The 18652-nt window shown below is 58.0% G+C and carries 21 protein-coding genes; 11 read left to right on the forward strand and 10 right to left on the reverse strand.

Annotated features, from left to right (window positions below; translation table 11 throughout):
• Window positions 1-68: 68 nt before the first annotated feature.
• From HF945_RS06410 to arsC, 9 genes are all read right to left on the reverse strand, one after another.
• A complete protein-coding gene (locus HF945_RS06410; RefSeq protein WP_290524915.1) occupies window positions 69-1376 on the reverse strand; it encodes a DUF58 domain-containing protein in 1308 nt (435 codons plus the stop codon).
• Entirely contained in the window at window positions 1373-2344 is a 972-nt protein-coding gene (locus tag HF945_RS06415; RefSeq protein WP_290524916.1) for a MoxR family ATPase, read from the reverse strand. Before HF945_RS06415 ends, HF945_RS06410 begins: the two co-directional genes overlap by 4 nt.
• Window positions 2341-3660 (reverse strand): DUF4350 domain-containing protein, encoded by a 1320-nt coding sequence (locus tag HF945_RS06420; RefSeq protein WP_290524917.1) that lies wholly within the window; start codon window positions 3658-3660, stop codon window positions 2341-2343. Before HF945_RS06420 ends, HF945_RS06415 begins: the two co-directional genes overlap by 4 nt.
• Entirely contained in the window at window positions 3653-5161 is a 1509-nt protein-coding gene (locus HF945_RS06425) for a DUF4129 domain-containing protein (RefSeq protein ID WP_290524918.1), read from the reverse strand. Before HF945_RS06425 ends, HF945_RS06420 begins: the two co-directional genes overlap by 8 nt.
• Complete coding sequence (locus HF945_RS06430) at window positions 5142-6131, reverse strand: stage II sporulation protein M (RefSeq protein WP_290524919.1); 990 nt, start codon at window positions 6129-6131, stop codon at window positions 5142-5144. Before HF945_RS06430 ends, HF945_RS06425 begins: the two co-directional genes overlap by 20 nt.
• A complete protein-coding gene (locus HF945_RS06435; RefSeq protein ID WP_290524920.1) occupies window positions 6128-6808 on the reverse strand; it encodes an RDD family protein in 681 nt (226 codons plus the stop codon). Before HF945_RS06435 ends, HF945_RS06430 begins: the two co-directional genes overlap by 4 nt.
• On the reverse strand, window positions 6798-7139 hold the full coding sequence (locus HF945_RS06440; protein ID WP_290524921.1) for a DUF2069 domain-containing protein: 342 nt from the start codon (window positions 7137-7139) through the stop codon (window positions 6798-6800). The genes HF945_RS06435 and HF945_RS06440 overlap by 11 nt, the downstream gene beginning before the upstream one ends.
• Entirely contained in the window at window positions 7139-7735 is a 597-nt protein-coding gene (gene wrbA / locus HF945_RS06445) for an NAD(P)H:quinone oxidoreductase (RefSeq protein ID WP_290524922.1), read from the reverse strand. The genes HF945_RS06440 and wrbA overlap by 1 nt, the downstream gene beginning before the upstream one ends.
• Before the next feature lie 81 nt (window positions 7736-7816).
• Entirely contained in the window at window positions 7817-8173 is a 357-nt protein-coding gene (gene arsC / locus HF945_RS06450) for an arsenate reductase (glutaredoxin) (RefSeq protein WP_290524923.1), read from the reverse strand.
• Window positions 8174-8312: 139 nt separating this feature from the next.
• On the opposite strand from arsC, the gene HF945_RS06455 reads away from it, so the two are divergent.
• The 11 genes from HF945_RS06455 (at window position 8313) to HF945_RS06505 (ending at window position 16932) form a co-directional block, all read left to right on the forward strand.
• Window positions 8313-9611, forward strand: coding sequence for a YihY family inner membrane protein (locus HF945_RS06455; RefSeq protein ID WP_290524924.1), 1299 nt, complete (start codon window positions 8313-8315; stop codon window positions 9609-9611).
• Window positions 9601-9870 carry an acylphosphatase gene (locus tag HF945_RS06460; protein ID WP_290524925.1) on the forward strand — a complete coding sequence of 90 codons (270 nt, stop codon included), beginning with the start codon at window positions 9601-9603 and terminating at the stop codon, window positions 9868-9870. The genes HF945_RS06455 and HF945_RS06460 overlap by 11 nt, the downstream gene beginning before the upstream one ends.
• A complete protein-coding gene (locus HF945_RS06465; RefSeq protein ID WP_290524926.1) occupies window positions 9867-10751 on the forward strand; it encodes an alpha/beta hydrolase in 885 nt (294 codons plus the stop codon). The genes HF945_RS06460 and HF945_RS06465 overlap by 4 nt, the downstream gene beginning before the upstream one ends.
• A gap of 297 nt (window positions 10752-11048) precedes the next feature.
• Window positions 11049-12572 (forward strand): fumarate hydratase, encoded by a 1524-nt coding sequence (locus HF945_RS06470; RefSeq protein WP_290524927.1) that lies wholly within the window; start codon window positions 11049-11051, stop codon window positions 12570-12572.
• A gap of 486 nt (window positions 12573-13058) precedes the next feature.
• Window positions 13059-13385, forward strand: coding sequence for a hypothetical protein (locus HF945_RS06475; protein ID WP_290524928.1), 327 nt, complete (start codon window positions 13059-13061; stop codon window positions 13383-13385).
• A 53-nt stretch (window positions 13386-13438) separates the two neighbouring features.
• Window positions 13439-14155 carry a DUF4304 domain-containing protein gene (locus HF945_RS06480; protein ID WP_290524929.1) on the forward strand — a complete coding sequence of 239 codons (717 nt, stop codon included), beginning with the start codon at window positions 13439-13441 and terminating at the stop codon, window positions 14153-14155.
• A 317-nt stretch (window positions 14156-14472) separates the two neighbouring features.
• Window positions 14473-14961, forward strand: coding sequence for a hypothetical protein (locus tag HF945_RS06485; RefSeq protein ID WP_290524930.1), 489 nt, complete (start codon window positions 14473-14475; stop codon window positions 14959-14961).
• Between the two features lie 72 nt (window positions 14962-15033).
• Window positions 15034-15453, forward strand: coding sequence for a hypothetical protein (locus HF945_RS06490; RefSeq protein ID WP_290524931.1), 420 nt, complete (start codon window positions 15034-15036; stop codon window positions 15451-15453).
• A gap of 288 nt (window positions 15454-15741) precedes the next feature.
• Window positions 15742-16143: a DUF6713 family protein gene (locus HF945_RS06495; protein ID WP_290524932.1), complete on the forward strand. Its 402-nt coding sequence runs from the start codon at window positions 15742-15744 to the stop codon at window positions 16141-16143.
• A gap of 91 nt (window positions 16144-16234) precedes the next feature.
• Window positions 16235-16480 carry a DUF2164 domain-containing protein gene (locus HF945_RS06500; protein WP_290525397.1) on the forward strand — a complete coding sequence of 82 codons (246 nt, stop codon included), beginning with the start codon at window positions 16235-16237 and terminating at the stop codon, window positions 16478-16480.
• Window positions 16481-16638: 158 nt separating this feature from the next.
• Window positions 16639-16932 (forward strand): hypothetical protein, encoded by a 294-nt coding sequence (locus tag HF945_RS06505; protein WP_290524933.1) that lies wholly within the window; start codon window positions 16639-16641, stop codon window positions 16930-16932.
• Between the two features lie 316 nt (window positions 16933-17248).
• On the opposite strand, the gene HF945_RS06510 is transcribed toward HF945_RS06505, so the two are convergent.
• Complete coding sequence (locus tag HF945_RS06510; protein WP_290524934.1) at window positions 17249-18469, reverse strand: hypothetical protein; 1221 nt, start codon at window positions 18467-18469, stop codon at window positions 17249-17251.
• Window positions 18470-18652 lie beyond the last annotated feature (183 nt).

Raw genomic sequence — 18652 nt, forward strand, 5'->3', positions numbered from 1 at the left:
GAAAGACTGAGTATGTAAGGAGTTATTCAGAGGCTCCTTAACTCGCTCTTCGCAACTCGAAACGGTCTTTACAACCGCCCACTGCGCTTGAGCATCAGGTACAGGTGATTGAGCTGTGCCGGCATGTTTTGCGGTGTGGTGGCGGTGACCAGGGCGCCGGCATGGCGCAGGCGGGTGTGTAGCTGCTGACGTTCCTGCTGTTCCTGGGCATCGGCACAGACCTGCAGGGCACTATCGAAATCTTTTACTTCACTGCGGGCCAGCTGTTGCTGTTCCGGCAATAGCATATCCGCCACCAGCACCAGGTGATGTTTGCGCAACAGGGTCACGGCGCTCAACAGATCATCCCGGTCTTCCTGCTGTAGCCGTGTAACCAGGACCACAAGGGCACGGCGGCGGCTGTGTTTGAGCAGTTGGCGTGCGGCAAGGATAAAGTCGCTGGCATGTTCGCTGGGATGCAGGTCATAAAGACCGTTAAGCAGATGGTTGATGCCATGTTGCCCCTGGACGGGGGGCAGCCAGCGGGGTTGATCAGCGGAGAACAACATGGCCCCCGCTTTGTCTTTCTGCTTCAGGGCGCTCCAGGCCAGCAGCAGGGCGGCATTAAGCGCGTGATCAAAACCGGTCAGATTGCCCACCGGCATGGCCAAACGGCGACCACCATCGAGCATCAACAGGATCTGTTGGTTCTGCTCATCCTGGTATTCGCGGCTGATCAGGGTCCGGCGGCGTGCGGTGGCCTTCCAGTCAATCTGTCGCAGGCTGTCGCCGGCGTGGTATTCGCGAAGCTGATGGAATTCCATGCCCTCGCCACGACGTGGCTGCAGGCGGGTGCCACTGAATAGAAAGGTATGGCTGGCATCGAGCCCACTGGCGTTGAGCCGGGAGAAGTCGGGATATACCGGGACATTGCAGGTTGCAGGCACCACCTTGCGTGCCTGCCACAGCCCCAGGCGTCCGGGAAGCCAGAATTCCAGGTCACCAAAGCGGGTCGGACCACGTCGGCTGGGTCGGTAGGTATAGGTGAGTTCGGTGAGCTCCTGGTCACTGGGTGTGAGCAGGCAGGGCAAACCTGTGTGAGGATCATCACCGGGGTGGTGATCGGCCAGCAGGGTGCCTGCAGGCAGGCTGTCAGAGCGGACCTGGATGCGTACCGGGTGCGGCTGCTGTACTGATAATGCGCTGGGCAATAGCCGCCGGGCGGCGGGGGGCGGTTGACGGTGTAGATACCAGCCATCCAGCAGGGCAATGCACAGCACCAGCGCACCCAGTGCCCACCACAATGCGTTCAGGGCGCTTGAGTCCAGCCAGATCAGGGGCAGGGCCAGGGCGGCCCAGAGGGCCGCCAGTTGCAGCAGTCGGCGGGCCGGTTTCATTGACGCGGCGCTTCCACCTGCTCAAGCAGTCGGCCGAGCACGGTTTCCGGTGTCTGCCCTTCGATCTCGGCATCGGCACTGAGCTGAATGCGGTGACGCAACACCGGCCGCGCCACTTGCTGGATGTCATCCGGGGTAACGAAATCCCGGCCCTCCACCAGTGCCTGCACACGGCCGGCGCGGGCAAGGGCAATACTGGCACGGGGACTGGCGCCATGACTCAACCCGCTGAAGTCCCGGGTGGTACGCACAATACGCAAAGCGTAATCCAGGACTTCGGCATCAATGAGCACACTATCACTGAGTGCGCGAATCGCCATCAGGCCGGCGCCGTCCGTGGCCGGGGTCAGGCTGTCCACATCCAGGCTGGCGCGGATCGTGCCATCCAGCACCATATTCACCAGCCGGGTTTCATCGCCGTGGTCCGGATAATCAATCATCACCTTGAACAGGAAACGATCCAGTTCGGCTTCGGGCAGCGGATAGGTCCCCTCCTGGTCCAGCGGGTTCTGGGTGGCCAGTACCATGTAGGGTTCGTTAAGCGTGAAGGCTTTGCCCTCGATAGTGATCTGGCGTTCCTGCATCACTTCCAGCAAGGCGGCCTGAGTCTTGGCGGGTGCCCGGTTGATCTCATCAGCCAGCAACAACTGGGTAAAGGCCGGACCGCGGCGGATACGGAATTGTTCGGTCTTCTGGTCATACATGGCGTGGCCGGTCACATCCGTGGGCATCAGGTCCGGGGTGAATTGGATGCGGTTAAAATCCAGTTCCAGCACCTTGCCCAGGCTCCTTACCAGCAGGGTCTTGCCAAGACCGGGAACCCCTTCGATCAACACATGGCCACCTGCGATCAGGGCGATCAGCACTTCTCGGACCACCTGCTGCTGGCCGATCAGCACTTGATTGAGGCGCTGCTCGATGTCACTGGCCAGGGCTGCGGCTTCCTGCAGGGTGTTGGGTTGGCTCATGTGTTACTCCTTAACGCTTGTAGCAGCCGTACCTGCTCCATCAGCTGGTCACGGCTCTGCGGGGTGTCATTGAGGGCACTGTGCAAGTCGCGGCTGGGGCAATTCAGGTCCCGGGCGGCCAACGACAGTGCCTTGTCGTCATCGGTGTGATAGCCGCGCAGACGAGCGCTGGCCTGTTGGCGCAGGGCAGAGAGCAATGCGTCCTGCTGCTCCGTGCGCCATTGAAAATAGCCACTGGCATGCAGATGCTGAAGATAGTCATGGTGCTGGTCTTCGTCCGCGGGCTGCAGCGGGCCCTGACGGGGGATACGCAGCCACAACCACAGGGCGAGCAGTATCAGCAATGCCAGTATCAGTTCCGGGGTACGTTGCCACAGCCATTGCAGCAAAGGGGGCATGGCCACGGAGCGAATAAACCAGACGCCGTCCTCGCCGGTGAGCCAACCCAGCAGCCAGGCGTGATCGAAGTAGAGAATGTGGTCGTTGTCCCACAGGCTGAGATCGGTGAGTACGGTGATCTGGCCGTCGCCCAGGGACAGCTGAATCAGTTGACTGCCCGCATCATTGTCCGCGTAGGCCATCACTTCGGTGTCCCATTGCCGGTGTGGTTCGATGCCGTCTTCTTCATCCCAGCTGTCGTGCCACAACACATGGTCGCTGTAGAGCTGAATATGCCGGGGCCGGGTGTCTTCATCAGTATGCAGCACCAGGGTCTGCGGTTGTTCTGGCGCCTCACACAGCAGTGCCTCACAGCTGGCACGCAACTCCGCGTTGTCACTTTCCATGCAATAGTGCAGCGGATCACCGGCAAAGGCTGGCAGCATGGCCAGCACCGCGATCAGGGGATCTTCCTCCAGTTCCTGAAACTCGCTGGCGTCTTCGATTTCCCAGACCGTGATACCCAGGGGATAGAGCAGTGGGTCATTGTCTTGCCATTGTGCGTGGGTGGCTATCTGCTCATCCCGGGACGACGGCAAGGGGCGGGCGGCCACAATCAGGTCGCCGCCGGCCATGACCCAGTTGATCAGGGTGTTTACCTGTTCATCGCTCATCAACCCCCGCTGTTTATCGAAAATCAGGGTGGTGTCGGTGTCTGGAAGGGGAAACAGCGCGGCGGCACTGAGGATGCGCCGGGTGGGCTGCTCACGTTGCGCCAGCCAGCGCTGTGCGGCATGGAAGGGATCCCGCTGTACGCTCACGTCTGGTGCCACCCGGTGTACAGTGGTGACTGGCTCGGTGAGGGCATAGTAGCTGGCGGTCAGCGCCAGAATTACTGCCGCGAGCAAGGCCGGAAGCCATCTGCGCAGACTAGCCATGGGCCACCTCCACAAAGCGGACGGCCTGCCATTGTGTGAGTAATGCGCGCACCTCATCTGCACTGACCGGGCGATGGGCCCAGGCGGTACGCACCCAGGCATCCACCACGGGCTTGAGTACCGGTATGCCGGCGGCGTCGCCGTGAACTTGCTGCAAGGTGCGCAGGCATTGTTGCTCCGTGCTGCCGGCCGCCAGCGGCACCGGGTATTCGCGCAGCAGGGTGGCCAGGCTGACCCGCAACAACAATGCCAGGGCTGTTCGGATGTCTTGCTGTTCAAGCGCCTTGTCCACCGCCTGGCCCACATCGTCTGGCAGGCTGTGGTGGCGGATATCCAGCCCGGCCACATGGGTGGGGATGGCATGACTGTGGCGGGAGGCGTTACGGGTGAAGCCCATCCGGGAGGCCACGGTCAGCAGCAGCCACAGGGCAATGCCCGCAAACAGGGCCCAGAAGACCGCCCAGATCAGATTGTCGGGTAGGGAAATCGGTTTGTCCGGGGTGTCCGGTGTGTCATCTGCATTGTCGAAGAACGTCTTCCAGAAGGTTTCCCACCAGCTTTCACCACCGTCCTCATCATTATCCCGATCCTTCCATTCCCGCTGGGTACGGGTTTCGAAGGGCATATAATCCTCGCCAGCCAACAGCTCGATCACCTGCTCCTGCTCGGTGAGCCCGGCGTCTGTGTTGCTGGCATGGGCGGGTTCACTGAATGGAACGCTGATGAGCCCCATCAACAGCAAGGCTGTTGCAATGCCGCTTGGGCGGCGGCGCTTGCCGATGCGGGTGAGCCCCAGTTGCAGGTCCCAGCCTTCCAGCCAGGTGCGCTTGTTGAGGTAGAGGGCAAAGCCACAGGCCACATACAGCGGCTCGGTAATACACAGTGCCAGATACATGCAGCTGCTGGCGATGGCGGTCTGCAGCACGCTCTGGTCCATAAACCAGTCGCTCATTTCCAGATTGAACTGCCAGGGCACCAGCAGGTAGGCCAACGCCAGCACCCCGTAGCCCATGAACTGTTCGATGTGGAACATGACAATGGTGAGCAGCCCGGAGCGGTTGGATGGGGAGCGATGGAGTACCTGATGACGCTGGCCAACCTGGTCCCCTCGGGCGCCTTCCAGTTGCCAGATTGCGGTATTGAAACTGCGTGAAGGGCTCAGCCGTCGCCAGGTCAGCTGTGCCAACAGGCCGGGCAGGGCGTAGTGCTTCCAGCGCCGGAACAGGTCTTTGAGACTGAGCTCTTCCGCAAACAGGGCATGGCTGTACCAGGCCAGCAGCGGGCGTTCCCAGGCTGGCTTGAGCCACCAGAACAGGATCAATGGCCACCAGCTTTCCAGCTGGCTGGCCAGGGCCAGTAGCAGGGTGAAGGGCAGCAGGGTAAAGGTCAGCCAGATGCGCACCGTGGGCCAGGCCCAGCGCTGAAACATCTGGGTGCCCAGATCCACTGCCTGCCAGGGGCTGCGGGGAGCCAGTCGGGCGCTAGCCTTTTCCAGTTCCATGACGGCCCCCGAACAACAGATAAAGATAGAGCAGGGCCCAGCAGGCCGCGCCCACGCTGTATTTCACCACTGGCTCAAAATCCCGTGGTGACCAGAACGCCTCGATAAAGGCCGCCAGCAGTAGCAGGGCAAATACCCCGTACATCACCGGCAGGCTGTCCTTCGCCGCCAGTCGCAATGCGTTCAGACGGGTATAGGGCCCCGGTGCAATAATGGCCCAGCCCAGCCGCAAGCCGGCCCCGCCTGCCAGCACAATGGCGGTGAGTTCCGGCGCACCGTGGGCGATGACGAAAGTAAAGAAGGGCTGGTCGCCGCCCACATTGATCAGATGCCCGGCAATGGCCCCGAAGAAACTGCCGTTGAACAACATCACGATAATGGCGCCCACACCCAACAACAGCCCGCCGGCAAAGGTTCGGAAGGCGATACCGATATTGTTCTTGATGTAATAGCCGAACATCAGCACGTCATCGTCGCCGCCACGACCTTCATGGATGTCCCCGCCGCCGTCCTCGCCGGGCTGGTACATCATCTCGATATCCGTCAGGGACTGCTCATCCAGCACGGTGTAGACCATGTCCGGTTGCTGGTGAACCAGAATCCAGGCCAGGGCAATGGACAGCAAAAAGCTCAATGCACTGATCATATGCCAGCGCCACTGACGACGAACGGCCTGGGGAAAGCCACGGGCCAGAAAATCACCGATACGGTCGCCCAGTGAGGGGTTGTAACGGTACAGCTGGCGGTGAGCGCGCAGCACCAGATTGTTCAGGTACTGCTGCAATTCCACGCTGTAGCCCCGCTCACGGGTCAACGCCAGTTGATGGCAGAGCTGACGATAATCGGTAACAAAGTGATCCAGTGGCAGCGCCTTGCGGCGGCTGACCCGCACCGCTTCCAGTTGCGTGAGTTGCGCTTCCAGGGATTCCCATACCGGCCGATAACGCTGTTCAAACTGGATCTGTTTCACCGGGCCCCCTCCATCAGGTAGCGGGTCACGGCACGTAATCGTTGCAGTGCCAGGGGGGGAGACAGCTCCGGATACGCCAGTTGCGCCAGCTCCTGTTGCCGAGGTTCGGAGAACTGTGCCTGACGTTCCTGAAAGGCCAGCAGGGCCAGCTGATCTTCCCGGCGCAATGGCCAGTCAGGGGGCGTGGCGTCGCCGTCGTCGGCCTTGATGGCGGTGGCGGTATTCTCCACATGGATCACCACGGAGTTGGCGGCCATATCGCCCAGCCGTTGAAAGCGTGGGCTGATCAATGTGGACACGAAGCCCAGCAGGTAGAACATGGGAAAGGCATCGGCGGTGCGCAGCAGGTTGCGGATCAGGCTGCCATTGAAGCTCAGCGGGGTGCCATTGCTGTGAACCACGGCAATCCCCATGTATTTCTTGCCGGGTGTCTGGCCGTTGCGCAGGGCTTCGAACAGGGTGGGGTAAAACCACTCCAGCAGAAACAGGGAAATGAGAATGACGCCGGTGCCCACATTGCCGAACACGGCCGCCGCCATGGCGATGACGACGAACACCAGTAAACGAATCAGCAGATCGATGCCGTAGGCAAGGGCCCGGGTAACCGGGCCCGCCAGGGACAGGGTCAGGCGTGTCCCTTCCGGTGTTTCGATTTCCAGCCGTTCATCAATCAGCATGCTGGCCCTGACGGATCTGCATGGCGGCCAGTACAAACAGCACCACGGTGAGCGTGGTCTTGGCCACGGCCAGGGTGAAGACCGGCGCAGGATCCAGCAGTTGCACCGCATAACCACAGAAGTAGAACAACAGCATGAAGCATAGCCAGGTGCACTGGCGCTTGTTGCCATCCACCACTGCGGGGGCCATGACCAGCAACGGGATATAGAGCACCAGTGCAATGATCACCGTGGAAACGAGATGGGTATCGGGCGGGGCAAGCGTGAACAGGCCGCTGATGCCCACCAGTAACAGGAGGGCATAGCTCAGTCGCAGGAGAACAAGAATCATCAGGATGCCTTGAGTTGTCTGGCCAGTGTGCCCAGGCGTTTGCCCAGGGCCCTTGCCAGTGAAATTTCATGGTCGGTGAGCGCAGGGTCCCCCTTGCTGCCGGACACATGGGTGGGGCCGTAGGGGGTGCCGCCGCTGTGAGTATCAATCAGGGCCTGCTCGGTATAGGGGACACCGGTAATCACCATGCCGTGGTGCAGCAGTGGCGTGATCATGGAGAGCAAGGTGCTTTCCTGACCGCCGTGCAGGCTGCTACTGGCGGAGAAGACCCCTGCCGGCTTGTCGACCAGCGCGCCCTGCATCCACAGTTCGCTGGTCTGGTCGATGAAATACTTCATCGGCGCGGCCATGTTGCCAAAGCGGGTCGGGGAGCCCAGTGCCAGGCCGGCACACTGGCGCAGATCCTCAAGGGTGGCATAGGGCGCCCCCTTGTCGGGCACTGCCTGGCCGGTGGCTTCATGGTCGGCAGACACCGAGGGAACAGTGCGCAGCCGGGCTTCCATTCCGGTACTTTCAATACCGCGGGCGATCTGTGTCGCCAGATTGGCAACGCTGCCATTGCGGCTGTAATACAACACCAGCACGTAATCCGTCATTGTTTTTGGCCTTGTTGATGGACGCCACGCCGGGCGCCAGATCCCTGGTGCCTGATTGACGTGGACGGGCGGTCAGTGGGCTTACTTGCCCAGCAGTGTCAGCACATTCTCGGGAGGACGCCCCAAAACGGCCTTGTCGCCACGGACCACGATGGGGCGCTCGATCAGTTTGGGGTACTGCACCAAGGCATTGATGACGTCCTCATCGCTGCTGTCCTTGCTGAGGCCGGCGCTCTTGTAATCGTCTTCCTTGTTGCGCACCAGATCATGGGCCTTGTCCAGGCCGAGTTTGTCGATCAGCGCTTTCAGGGATGTCGCATCTGGCGTGTCTTCCAGATACTTTATGATGGTGGGCGTAACGCCGTTGTCTTCCAGCAGCGCCAGGGTCTGGCGAGACTTGGAGCAGCGGGGATTATGGAAAATAGTGTAGTCCGTCATGGCTTTGCATAGTCTGTGGATTCGCCGACATTGTAAGCTGCCCGCACCCTGTGGCAAGGGAGACGCTAAAAATCACCCGGGTTGTCTGTCACCGTCACAGGGCTGCACGTGAGTCTTTTCAGGAGAGGATGCCTTTTCTATGCACAACCCCATGGACATGGAGGATGCACTGATCCCGGTGCGACCACGGTATGATTCCGTGCGTGCCTTTTTGGGCTTGCTGGTGCGACAGTTCAATGAGGATGGTTGCCGGCAGAGTGCAGCCGCGCTCACCTATACCACCCTGTTCGCCATCGTGCCGGTGATGACAGTGAGTTTCGCGGTGCTGGCTTCGGTTCCGGCACTGAAGGACAAGGGAGTGCAATTCCAGCAGTGGGCATTTGATTATTTTGTCCCCTCGGCGGGCAACATGCTGCTGGACCATCTGCAGTCGTTTGCCAAACAGGCCAGTAACCTCACCGGGCTTGGCATTGCCTTTCTGGTAATTACCTCGGTGTTGATGCTGCGCACTATCGAGCAGACCCTGAATCGTATGTGGAAAGTGCCCACTGCCCGCAAGGGGCTGACCAGTCTGCTCACCTACTGGGCGGTGCTCTCTCTGGGGCCCATATTCCTTGGGGCAGGGCTGGCGATCAGCTCCTATCTCACTTCCATGAGTGTGTTCAATGAAACCATGAGCTTTCTGGGCGGTGCCCGCATGTGGCTCACGATCCTGCCGTTCGTGTTTACCACCCTGATGCTGACCCTGTTGTATACCGTGGTGCCCAATACCAGTGTGCCGATTCGCCAGGGGGTGCTGGGCGCGGCGTTTGCGGCCCTGTTGTTCGAACTGGCCAAGGGGGCGTTTACCTTTTTCATCAAACAGGCGCCCAGCTATCAGGTGGTCTATGGCGCCTTTGCTGCCGTACCGGTGTTTCTGCTGTGGTTGTATATCTCCTGGACCATTGTGCTGGGGGGGGCGGAGCTGGTGCGGGCACTGGTGGTGTTTCAGGAGCATCGCAGCAGAGTTCCCCGCATGCACGCGCTCTTGAGGTTGCTACACGTATTCTGGGAACGTCAGCAACATGGCAAGACGCTGCGCAGCAAGGACGTTCGCAAGGTGATGCGTCAGTCCGGGATTTCCCAATGGGATGAGTTTCGTAACCTGCTGCTGGATGCGCGCGTGATACAGCGTACCGATGAAGGGGGTTATATCCTGTCACGGGATTTGCGTAACCTGACGCTGGCACAGTTGCTGGCGGCGCTGCCGTGGCCCCTGCATACCCAGTTGCGCATTCGCCACCAGCAGGAGCTGCAGCCCTGGGAAGGGCGGCTCAAGACACGCATGGACGACGCCCGCACTGAATTGATGGGCACACTGAACGTGCCGCTGGATGAACTGTTCCGGGGCGAGCTCCCGGAACAGAAAGGCGACGAGGAGGGTAACCGTGCTGACTAGACATGTACTGGTAACGGGCCGTGTCCAGGGAGTAGGCTATCGCGCCTGGACCCGTCAGGCCGCCGTGCAGCGCCGTCTGGTGGGGTGGGTCCGCAACCTGGACGATGGTCGGGTGGAAGCGGTACTGCACGGGGATGACGAAGACGTGCTCGACATGCTGGACGCCATGCTCCAGGGGCCTGCCATGGCGCAGGTCGACGATTTACAGAGCCGTGCCGAAGAGGCGCAGCCAAGCAATCATTTCGAGGTGAGGGGATGAAACAGGTTGAGCTGGTTAACGGTGATCTGCGCTTTCCGGCCCTGATGGCGGGGGAGGGCGAGCCGGTAATCCTGCTGCACGGTTTTCCGGATACCCATGAAAACTGGGCGGTACAGATCAACGCCATTGCCAAGGCCGGTTACACCGCCATTGCCCCGGCCCTGCGAGGCTATGCACCAGGCTGTCAGCCCGGCAATGGTGATTATTCCCTGTATGCCGCCGTGGACGACCTGATGGTGTTCGCGGCCCAGTTGGGTGGCCGGGTCCATCTGGTTGGTCATGACTGGGGCGCCGTGGTGGGGTATCTGGCCTGTGCCCAGGCTCCGGATACCTTCTGTTCGTTCAGTGCCCTGGCGATCCCGCCGGTGCGTCGCATTCCCCAGGCGCTGCTGAAAGTGCCGGAGCAGGTGCGGCTCAGTGGCTACATGCAGTTTTTCCAGCTGCCACTGGTGCCGGAAGCCTGGCTCGGCAAGGGGGATCTGAATGGGGTGGAAACCCTGTGGCGGCGCTGGTCTCCCCAGTGGGAGCCGGAAATCTATCTGGACAATGCCAAGTTCACCCTGGCCCAGCCTGGTGTGCTCAGCGGGGCCCTGTCCTGGTACCGTTCCCTGTTCCGCCTGTGGACCCGTGAAAATCGCAAGACGCTGCCCTGGTTGAGCCGTGACATTGCCACCCCCACCCAGATCCTGATTGGCGAGAACGATGGCTGCATGAGCCCCAAACTGCTTGAGCATACGCTGGTAGACAGTGATTTCAGTGCCGGCATGGAACTGCTGCGTATCCAGAACGCCGGCCATTTCCTGCATCTGGAGAAGCCGGACGAAGTCAACGGCCACCTGATCCGCCACCTCAAAGCCACCGAATGCGAGTGCGCCCTCTGATTGCCACTTCCCACCCACACCTGTGGGAGCGTGCTTGCACGCGAACAGGCCTTGGTCGGACGTCTGAAGTCAGACGTCTGCCGCCAATCCCGTCCTCATCCTGGCGCTTTGAGGTTCTGTCCTGAGCGTCAGACCTCCGACCGACCTCCGACCATCATGCCAACACATCCACGACGGCCGCGTCCCCAATCCCCCCTGACCAAACCGCTTGCTGAGGCAATCAGCCCGGCAGATGCAAGTTTGCCGGGCGCTACGCTATACTACCGCCCCCAAATTCAGTCCCAGCAGGAGTTCCCCATGACGGTGATTCGCCAGGATGACCTCATCCAGAGCGTGGCAGATGCCTTGCAGTACATTTCCTACTACCACCCGGTCGATTTCATCCGTGCGGTGAAAGAAGCCTACGAGAAGGAAGAGAGCAAGGCAGCCAAGGACGCCATGGCGCAGATCCTGGTCAACTCCCGCATGGCGGCCATGGGCCATCGCCCCATCTGCCAGGACACTGGCATCGTCACCGTGTTTGCCAAGGTGGGCATGAATGTCACTTTCGAAGCGTCCCCTGAAGGTGAAAGTATGAGCCTGGATGACATGATCAACGAAGGTGTGCGTCGCGCCTACAACCACCCGGACAATGTTCTGCGCGCCTCGGTGCTGGCGGACCCGGACGGCAAGCGTGCCAACACCAAGGACAACACCCCGGCGGTGATCAACTACTCCATCGTCCCCGGCGATACCCTGGAAATCGACGTGGCGGCCAAAGGCGGCGGTTCCGAAGCCAAATCCAAGTTCGCCATGCTCAACCCGTCCGATTCCGTGGTGGACTGGGTGCTGGAACAGATTCCGAAGATGGGCGCCGGCTGGTGCCCGCCGGGCATGCTGGGTATCGGCATCGGCGGTACCGCCGAAAAAGCCATGCTGATCGCCAAGGAAGCACTGATGGATCCCATCGACATCCACGAGCTGCAGGCCCGTGGTGCCCAGACCCGTTCTGAAGAACTGCGTCTGGAACTGTTCGAGAAAGTGAATGCACTGGGCGTCGGTGCACAGGGCCTGGGTGGCCTGACCACCGTGCTGGACGTGAAAGTGGTGGATTACCCCACCCACGCCGCCAACAAGCCGGTAGCGTTGATCCCCAACTGTGCCGCCACCCGCCACGCCCACTTCATCCTCGACGGCACCGGCCCGGCCGACCTGAAAGCACCGGATCTGGAAGAGTGGCCCGAGATTGCCTGGGGCAACGACGAAGGCGCCAAGCGCGTCAACCTTGATACCGTCACCCCGGAAGAAGTACAGACCTGGCAGCCCGGGGACACCCTGCTGCTGTCCGGCAAACTCCTCACCGGCCGTGATGCTGCCCACAAACGCATGGTCGACATGATTTCCAAAGGCGAGAAACTGCCGGTGGACTTCACCAACCGCTTTATCTACTACGTAGGGCCGGTCGATCCGGTGCGCGAAGAAGTGGTCGGCCCGGCAGGCCCCACCACCGCCACCCGCATGGACAAGTTCACCCGCACCATGCTGGAAGAAACCGGCCTGATCGGCATGGTGGGTAAAGCCGAGCGTGGTGATGCGGCCATCGAAGCCATCAAGGACAACAAGGCCGTGTACCTCATGGCCGTCGGCGGCGCTGCCTACCTGGTTTCCAAAGCCATCCGCAAATCCCGCGTGGCGGCCTTTGAAGACCTGGGCATGGAAGCCATCTACGAATTCGAAGTGGAAGACATGCCCGTCACCGTGGCCGTGGACTCCGAAGGCGAATCCGTCCACAAGACCGGCCCGGTGATCTGGAAGCAGAAGATCGCGGAGAAGAGCGCGTAGTAACGCCGTTCTTTGAACCACAAAAAAAGCCGCGAAACACACGCGGCTTTTTTTGTGGTTCAAAGAACGGCCGCTTCACGCAACAAGCAACACGCTTAACCCAAACCGATCATCCGTAGGAGCCTGCCTGCAGGCGATCCGAGCCAAGGCGAGGTACGATTTCACCCCCAACTCGCATTCAAAACTCCCTGTTTTCACCCGCACGCAAGTTGAATTTGTAGGATATGGCTTACATATTTTTGTAAGTGATTGAGATAAGGTGGTTTTTCAAAAAAGAGGATGCAAGAAAAGTCCGAGTAAAAATTCCCGTTCAACACGCAAGTGCAAGAAAGTTCTGTTGAGAGTGATTCCTGGATGAGGGATAAGTCACTGATTGGTAGATGGTTTGGTGCGACTCTTGGGTGAGCTTGGATCGGGGATATACAGCAAAGTGTTATATCGCATCTGCGATTGAATAAACTGTTATGCCTGAAAAAGGGAGGGGTTGTGCAATTACTTAATGGTCTTATTACGGCCGCATTCTTTGGGTCTGTGGTTTATTTTCTTGTGACGCTTAATCAGATAGCGAATATGTCCGGAGATGCGGGTAGAAAGACACTTAAAAGTGCGCTGTTATTCTTGGTTGTGATTCCGACGGTTTCTGGGTTTATTACTGGGTTCTATGGCATGTCTAATAAGACTGCTCTTGGCCTTTATATCGGTTATTTCGCATATATCTCTGGTATTGCCGGTGTGTTCTATCTGGCAAAGGGGTTGAAGCAGGCCTTTAATGAGGCGGCGAAGGGAAAAGAGAGCAAAGCAGAAGAAGCATAACAAGGCGCTGCTGCCGACAAGCGGCAGAGCGCGGCGTTAGGAGGTCTGATCCGGTGGACTACTCGAGCTTCTCTAGTGTGGCAAAGTCTCGCTTTCGCCCCGTCGCGAAAGAGTTAGGCTTTGAGCAAGTATCTGGAACTATCTATCAAAGAAAGCGCAATGATTGGATCGAGGGCTTTAACTTACAAGCTTCTTCCGGGAATACTTTTTTCTATGTCAATTATGGTGTGATTATCCCTAATCTGTGGGAGCCATTCAAAACAGAGATTGATTCGGAAAGCCTTGGCGGCTACACACTCCATAGACGGCTGAACAGCGGTAAAGGCTCTGGCTTTGACAGGGCAACGAAGGACCAGGTCAAGCAAAGCGCAGAGCTCGTTCTGCGAAAGTTCAAGGAGCAAGCAGAACCATGGTTCTCTAGCATAAGTGATATGAGGGATATAGCTGAAAGAGACCTCCTATCTAGCGGGATAAAGAAGAGCGATATTGGCAAACTCAATTATTTTCAACAGCTTGGCGTGGCCAGCTACGGCTTTCTACTCGCCAAGGCCGGTGACGCAGAAAATGCTCTTAAGTGGCTTCTGGAAGCTGATAGATTGTTCAGCCTTCCGCTTTACTCAGCCAAAGATGGTCGCTGGGTTCATGAGAAGGAAAAAGGTGCCAGGCTTATGAAGCCACAAGACTATGAGGTCGAGCAGCATCAACAAATAAAGGCAGCCATTCAGGAGCTAAAAACTCCTAACAAGGCCAAGCAAGCAGGGACCCGCTAACGCGGGCCCCTGTTGGCAACGTTAGGCTCGGTCAGGTTCCTGATTCGGGGTCAGGTCTTGCATCGTGCATGGAGGCGCACGATGCAAGACCTGACCCCGAATCACTACCCCGAATCACGAATCACCCCTACACCGAACAGTTAGGACAGAGGTATAGGCTTGGTCGCTTGGCGTAGTTACAAAGACTGGGAAAGCACGTTCCCTTGACTAATATTTGGTGTGATATTGGCTGGCCATTGATTGATGGCATACCACATTCTGATAGGTTGAAAATCGTAAGCCACGTTCTGACCGGGGCTAATATATCAGGAGTGAATGTGATGAATCTTGCCAGGATAAGTGAGCTAACAAAAGAAGCCCAACTGGAGATGTACAAATCAGTCATTGATCGTCAAAAGATGTGTAGCGAGTTTAGCCATTACAGCTTCCTGTTCTTTATCAAGTTTATCGCATGGGTTTGTGTTGCCCTTGGAGCACTGGTGTCCTTTGTATCAAAGATAGGCAGCACAGTCCCTACTGAAAAGGAAACATCATCAAATATTGTCGTTTTAACTAAGGATCATTTGTCGCTGATTCTGGACGGTAGTAGCTCTTTGGTTTGGGTTTTGGGTGTTCTTACAAGTGTGCAAATCGTGTTTTGCCTATGCCGCTGGACCCAGTATAGACGCATCGAATCCCGATTAAGTAATGGGGTGGTTAAGGCCGAGTACGGTGCATGGATATTTGAAGTGCTCTATGTGATTGCGATTCTAGTGACTTGTTATTACTACAACAGCGGCGTTGATAGGTTCTCTGCGACGCTTTAATGGCAATCCTGGTCTGGATCGATACAGCTGATTGGGGTTGTGCGGTGAAAAGTGCCAAGAGGAAATCATGTCATGTTGAAGAAGTTGCCGATAGTTTTTTTAGTGTTGTTGTCTGGCGGATGTTCAGATGATGCTTTGATAGACATTCCCGAGTTGGCTGGTAAAAGCAAGTCGGAGGTCGAAAGTTTAATTGGCTCGCCAGTATCCTGCGGGCAGTCTACCTTGACGAAAGGTGAGCAATGCAAATTCGATAAGGCAGATACCGATATAGTTTTTGTAGATGGAAAAGCGGATTGGTTTCTTGTGGACGGGATGAATCACCTGGAATTTTCAGAATCTACTATTGAGTTGTTGGGTTTTGAACCTCAGGCTCCAAATTTTAGCTTAAGCGTTGCAATGACCTGGAAGCCAATCCAAGGGTTGGCTTATGCCGCTTTGTATAAGGGGGGCGAAAGCGCTGATTACGCCCTTGTCAAAGCATTTACGGAGTAAAACTTTCTTCGATGACATGGAAGCATTGGACAGCTCGTTGAGATATGTGGCTATCCCGCTGTGGTTCTTTACCTCATTTGGCCGCTTTCCTGTGGGACACTCGGGGAAGCGATTCGGGGTCAGGTCGTGTATCGTACGCCTCGATGAACGATGTAAGACCTGCCCCCGAATCACCGAAACAATAACGTACTCCTTATAGATTTCAGACACGCCTCCACACACGTTTATTTCCCTTTAGGCTGAAACCACAGTAAAACAGGGGGAACTTAACTCCAGGTTTGACCCGCGATGACTGCGACTCCCCAACCTCTTTGGCAACGAACCCTGTTCCTTGTCGGGGTGAGCATGCTGTTTACCCATGAGCTGGATGCCATGACCCATAGCGAGTGGCGGGTGCTGCCGCTGACCAGTTGGTTGGCGCCGGAGACCGGGCGAGTGGTGTTTGTTGCCCTGCATGTGCCGTTATTCGCGCTGGTATTGGGCTGGCTGACCAGTCAGTTGCCTGAGCGGGTTCTAAGGGCTCAGTTCTGGGTGTCCGTGTTTCTGGTGGTGCATGCGGGGTTGCATGTGGCGTTTAGCGGGCAGCCGCATTACACCTTCGAGGGCATTCTCTCCAATACGCTGATCTTTGGTGCGGCGATGTTTGGAGCGTTATATTTGGCGGCAAATTATTGGCTGGGGCGGGCCTGACCCGGCTGCTTCCTGGAGGAAAATCGCGGTGGAACCACCGCTCCTACGGAAACGACATCTCATAGTCGGGAAGAATCAAGAAGAGAGGATGATGACGGACATGACTTTCAACCAGGACCAGAAAGCCCGCATGGTCAGCAAGATCAAGCGTTACTTCGAAGACGAGTTGCAGCAGGAGATCGGCGGCTTCGAAGCGGAGTTCCTGATTGATTTCTTTGCCAAAGAGATTGGCCCGCACTTTTATAATCGCGGGCTGTCTGATGCCCAGCAGGTGCTCACGGAAAAGATGGAAGAGGTGGGGTATGTGATGGCTGAGTTGGAGAAGCCGGAGGTGTGATCGACCTTCAGAGGGCCTTCCTCCTGCCTTTTGAGTAAACAAATTCCTTACGCTTCTTGCGAGATGGCTTACAGCCAGATTTGCCCACGCCTTATAGAATCCCGCCCACAGACCGGCAAGGAGGCCGGTGAAGATGTGGTTTTGCTAAAGGGATTGTTGTGACGTTATTACTGGTTTCCATCATTGAGATTCTGGTGGGTGGCGCGGTGCTGTATGCCGCGGCGACGGTAGTGCGGGTGGATCTGACGTTCAAGGAAACGGTGATTGCGGCGGTGGTCGCGGCGGGGTTGGCTCTGATTCCCGTAGTGGGCTGGTTGTTGTCGCTGATTGGCTTGTTCTATGTGCTTTACCATTTCAGCCTGGCTGCGTTTCCCAATTTGGTCCTGCTGGTATTGGTGAGCCGACTGTTCGTCGTGTTCCTGGGTATGGGGTTAACCAGCGCGTTATCGTGATGGTCGGGCTTGAGGTTCGTTCAGCAAGCTGAATCTCTCACAGGGCGGCCTGGGCCGGCTACTTCGCCCAGGCAAGCAGGGCTTCTGCCTGGGTGAAGAGCGGGGAATGAGTCCGGGAGCCCGGCCCCGTCCCTGGGGCGCGGAGATCAATCAGCAGGCTTTCCTGGGGTCACAGTAATGAAGGCCTGTGGGCTACCCGGACGATCAATATACTGTCCATTTGGTCAGTGGTCAAATGTGGCGTCTGGGCCCGGCCATACCCGGTAACAGAACCGCGTAAATGTACCGACGCCACAATCTACAATCCACAAGCGCCTTACTGAATCAGCTCACAGGCGATATGGGAATATTTCTTTTTCACCTGGCTGCGGCAAACATTGGCACCGAAGGACGGCACCTGGTCACAGGCCTTCATGGCCGCGTACCGTTTGGCGCATTGGGCCGCGATATCAGCCATGCCGGGCTGGGCAGGGACTTCGGCTGGTGAGGGGGCGCCCGGACCCGCTGTGGCGCTGGTGACGGTAGTCGCCGCGGCGGCTGGTTTGGCCGGTGCGGGGTTGGCGCTGGCATCAATCATGGCGGCGATCAGGCCGGGTGACAATCCGCCTTCCTTGAGCAGGGCAATTTCGTCGCCGTTGAACACCTTGTAGGGCTGATTGGCGGCGCGGATGCGTGAGACCAGCAAGGTTTCGTCTTCATCCCGGGACAGTCTCAGCACGTCATAGACTTTCATGTCCTGGGGGCCGAGAAACCAGATGTCGTATTCATCCGGCAGATAAACGATGTAGGCGTTGTCCAGGGCGACATTTTCACGATGGAAGGGCAGTGCGTGGGTCGCAGGCGCCAGTTCAGACAGGCGTCGCAGGGTTTCCATACGGAAGAAGGATTCCGGGTTGTCCTGGAGGTACTGGCGATAGGCCTGCACCGTGCCCGCTGAGACGGCCGCTTCATAGCCTTTCTGTTGTGACTGAATGTACTGCTGAAGTGCCTGCTTGTGACGATTGAGCTGGTCGTTGGCCATCAGCTGGTACTGGCTGGTGCCGGGGCTGCCAAGCAGATAGGCAGAAGGCAGCAGCATGGACAGCGAGGAACGGTAAGCGACGGGTTCGCGGTTCTGGAACAGCACTTCGTCGCCACTTTTTACCTCCATCACGGTTTCCCCCTCGGTGTTCAGCCAGGTGGGCAGAATCCCCAGCGTCAGTATGTAGGGCAGCATGCTCAGCCAGCCACTGTCCTTGATGTTGTCATTGCGCACCGCAACCGTCAGGTCATCTCCGTTATCGGCAAACCAGCTTTGGATATCCTCGCTGGCCAGCTGTGTCGGATAGGCGCGGTCGCCTGGGGAGGCATAGCCTCCAGGGAGATTCAGTTCCACCCTGGCATTACCGTCGAAGCCTTTCAGTGCTTGCGGTGGGGGTGTGGGGCTGGCGAGTTGCCCCTGCGAGGGGATGTAGCGTGTACCGGTACAGCCGGTTATCAGCAGGCAAGTGAGAAGCGTAGTCCAGAGTGTGGCTCTGGTGGTAACAGAGTAAGTCATGGTGATCGTTCCCTTCCCTTGTGGTTTCGGGCCCCCCGGCCCGCTAGTGCTTAATGGCATTGTGCCATGAAATATCAGGAAATGGCGTTGCGTAAGCGTTAAAGCGGTTCTAAGCCGGTGTGTGTCAGCATGGCGTGAGAGGAGAGAGCAAGGCGCCCTACATCGCCAGCAGCGGACCATCGA

It is taken from the genome of Alcanivorax sp. (assembly GCF_017794965.1).
Lineage (GTDB): Bacteria > Pseudomonadota > Gammaproteobacteria > Pseudomonadales > Alcanivoracaceae > Alcanivorax.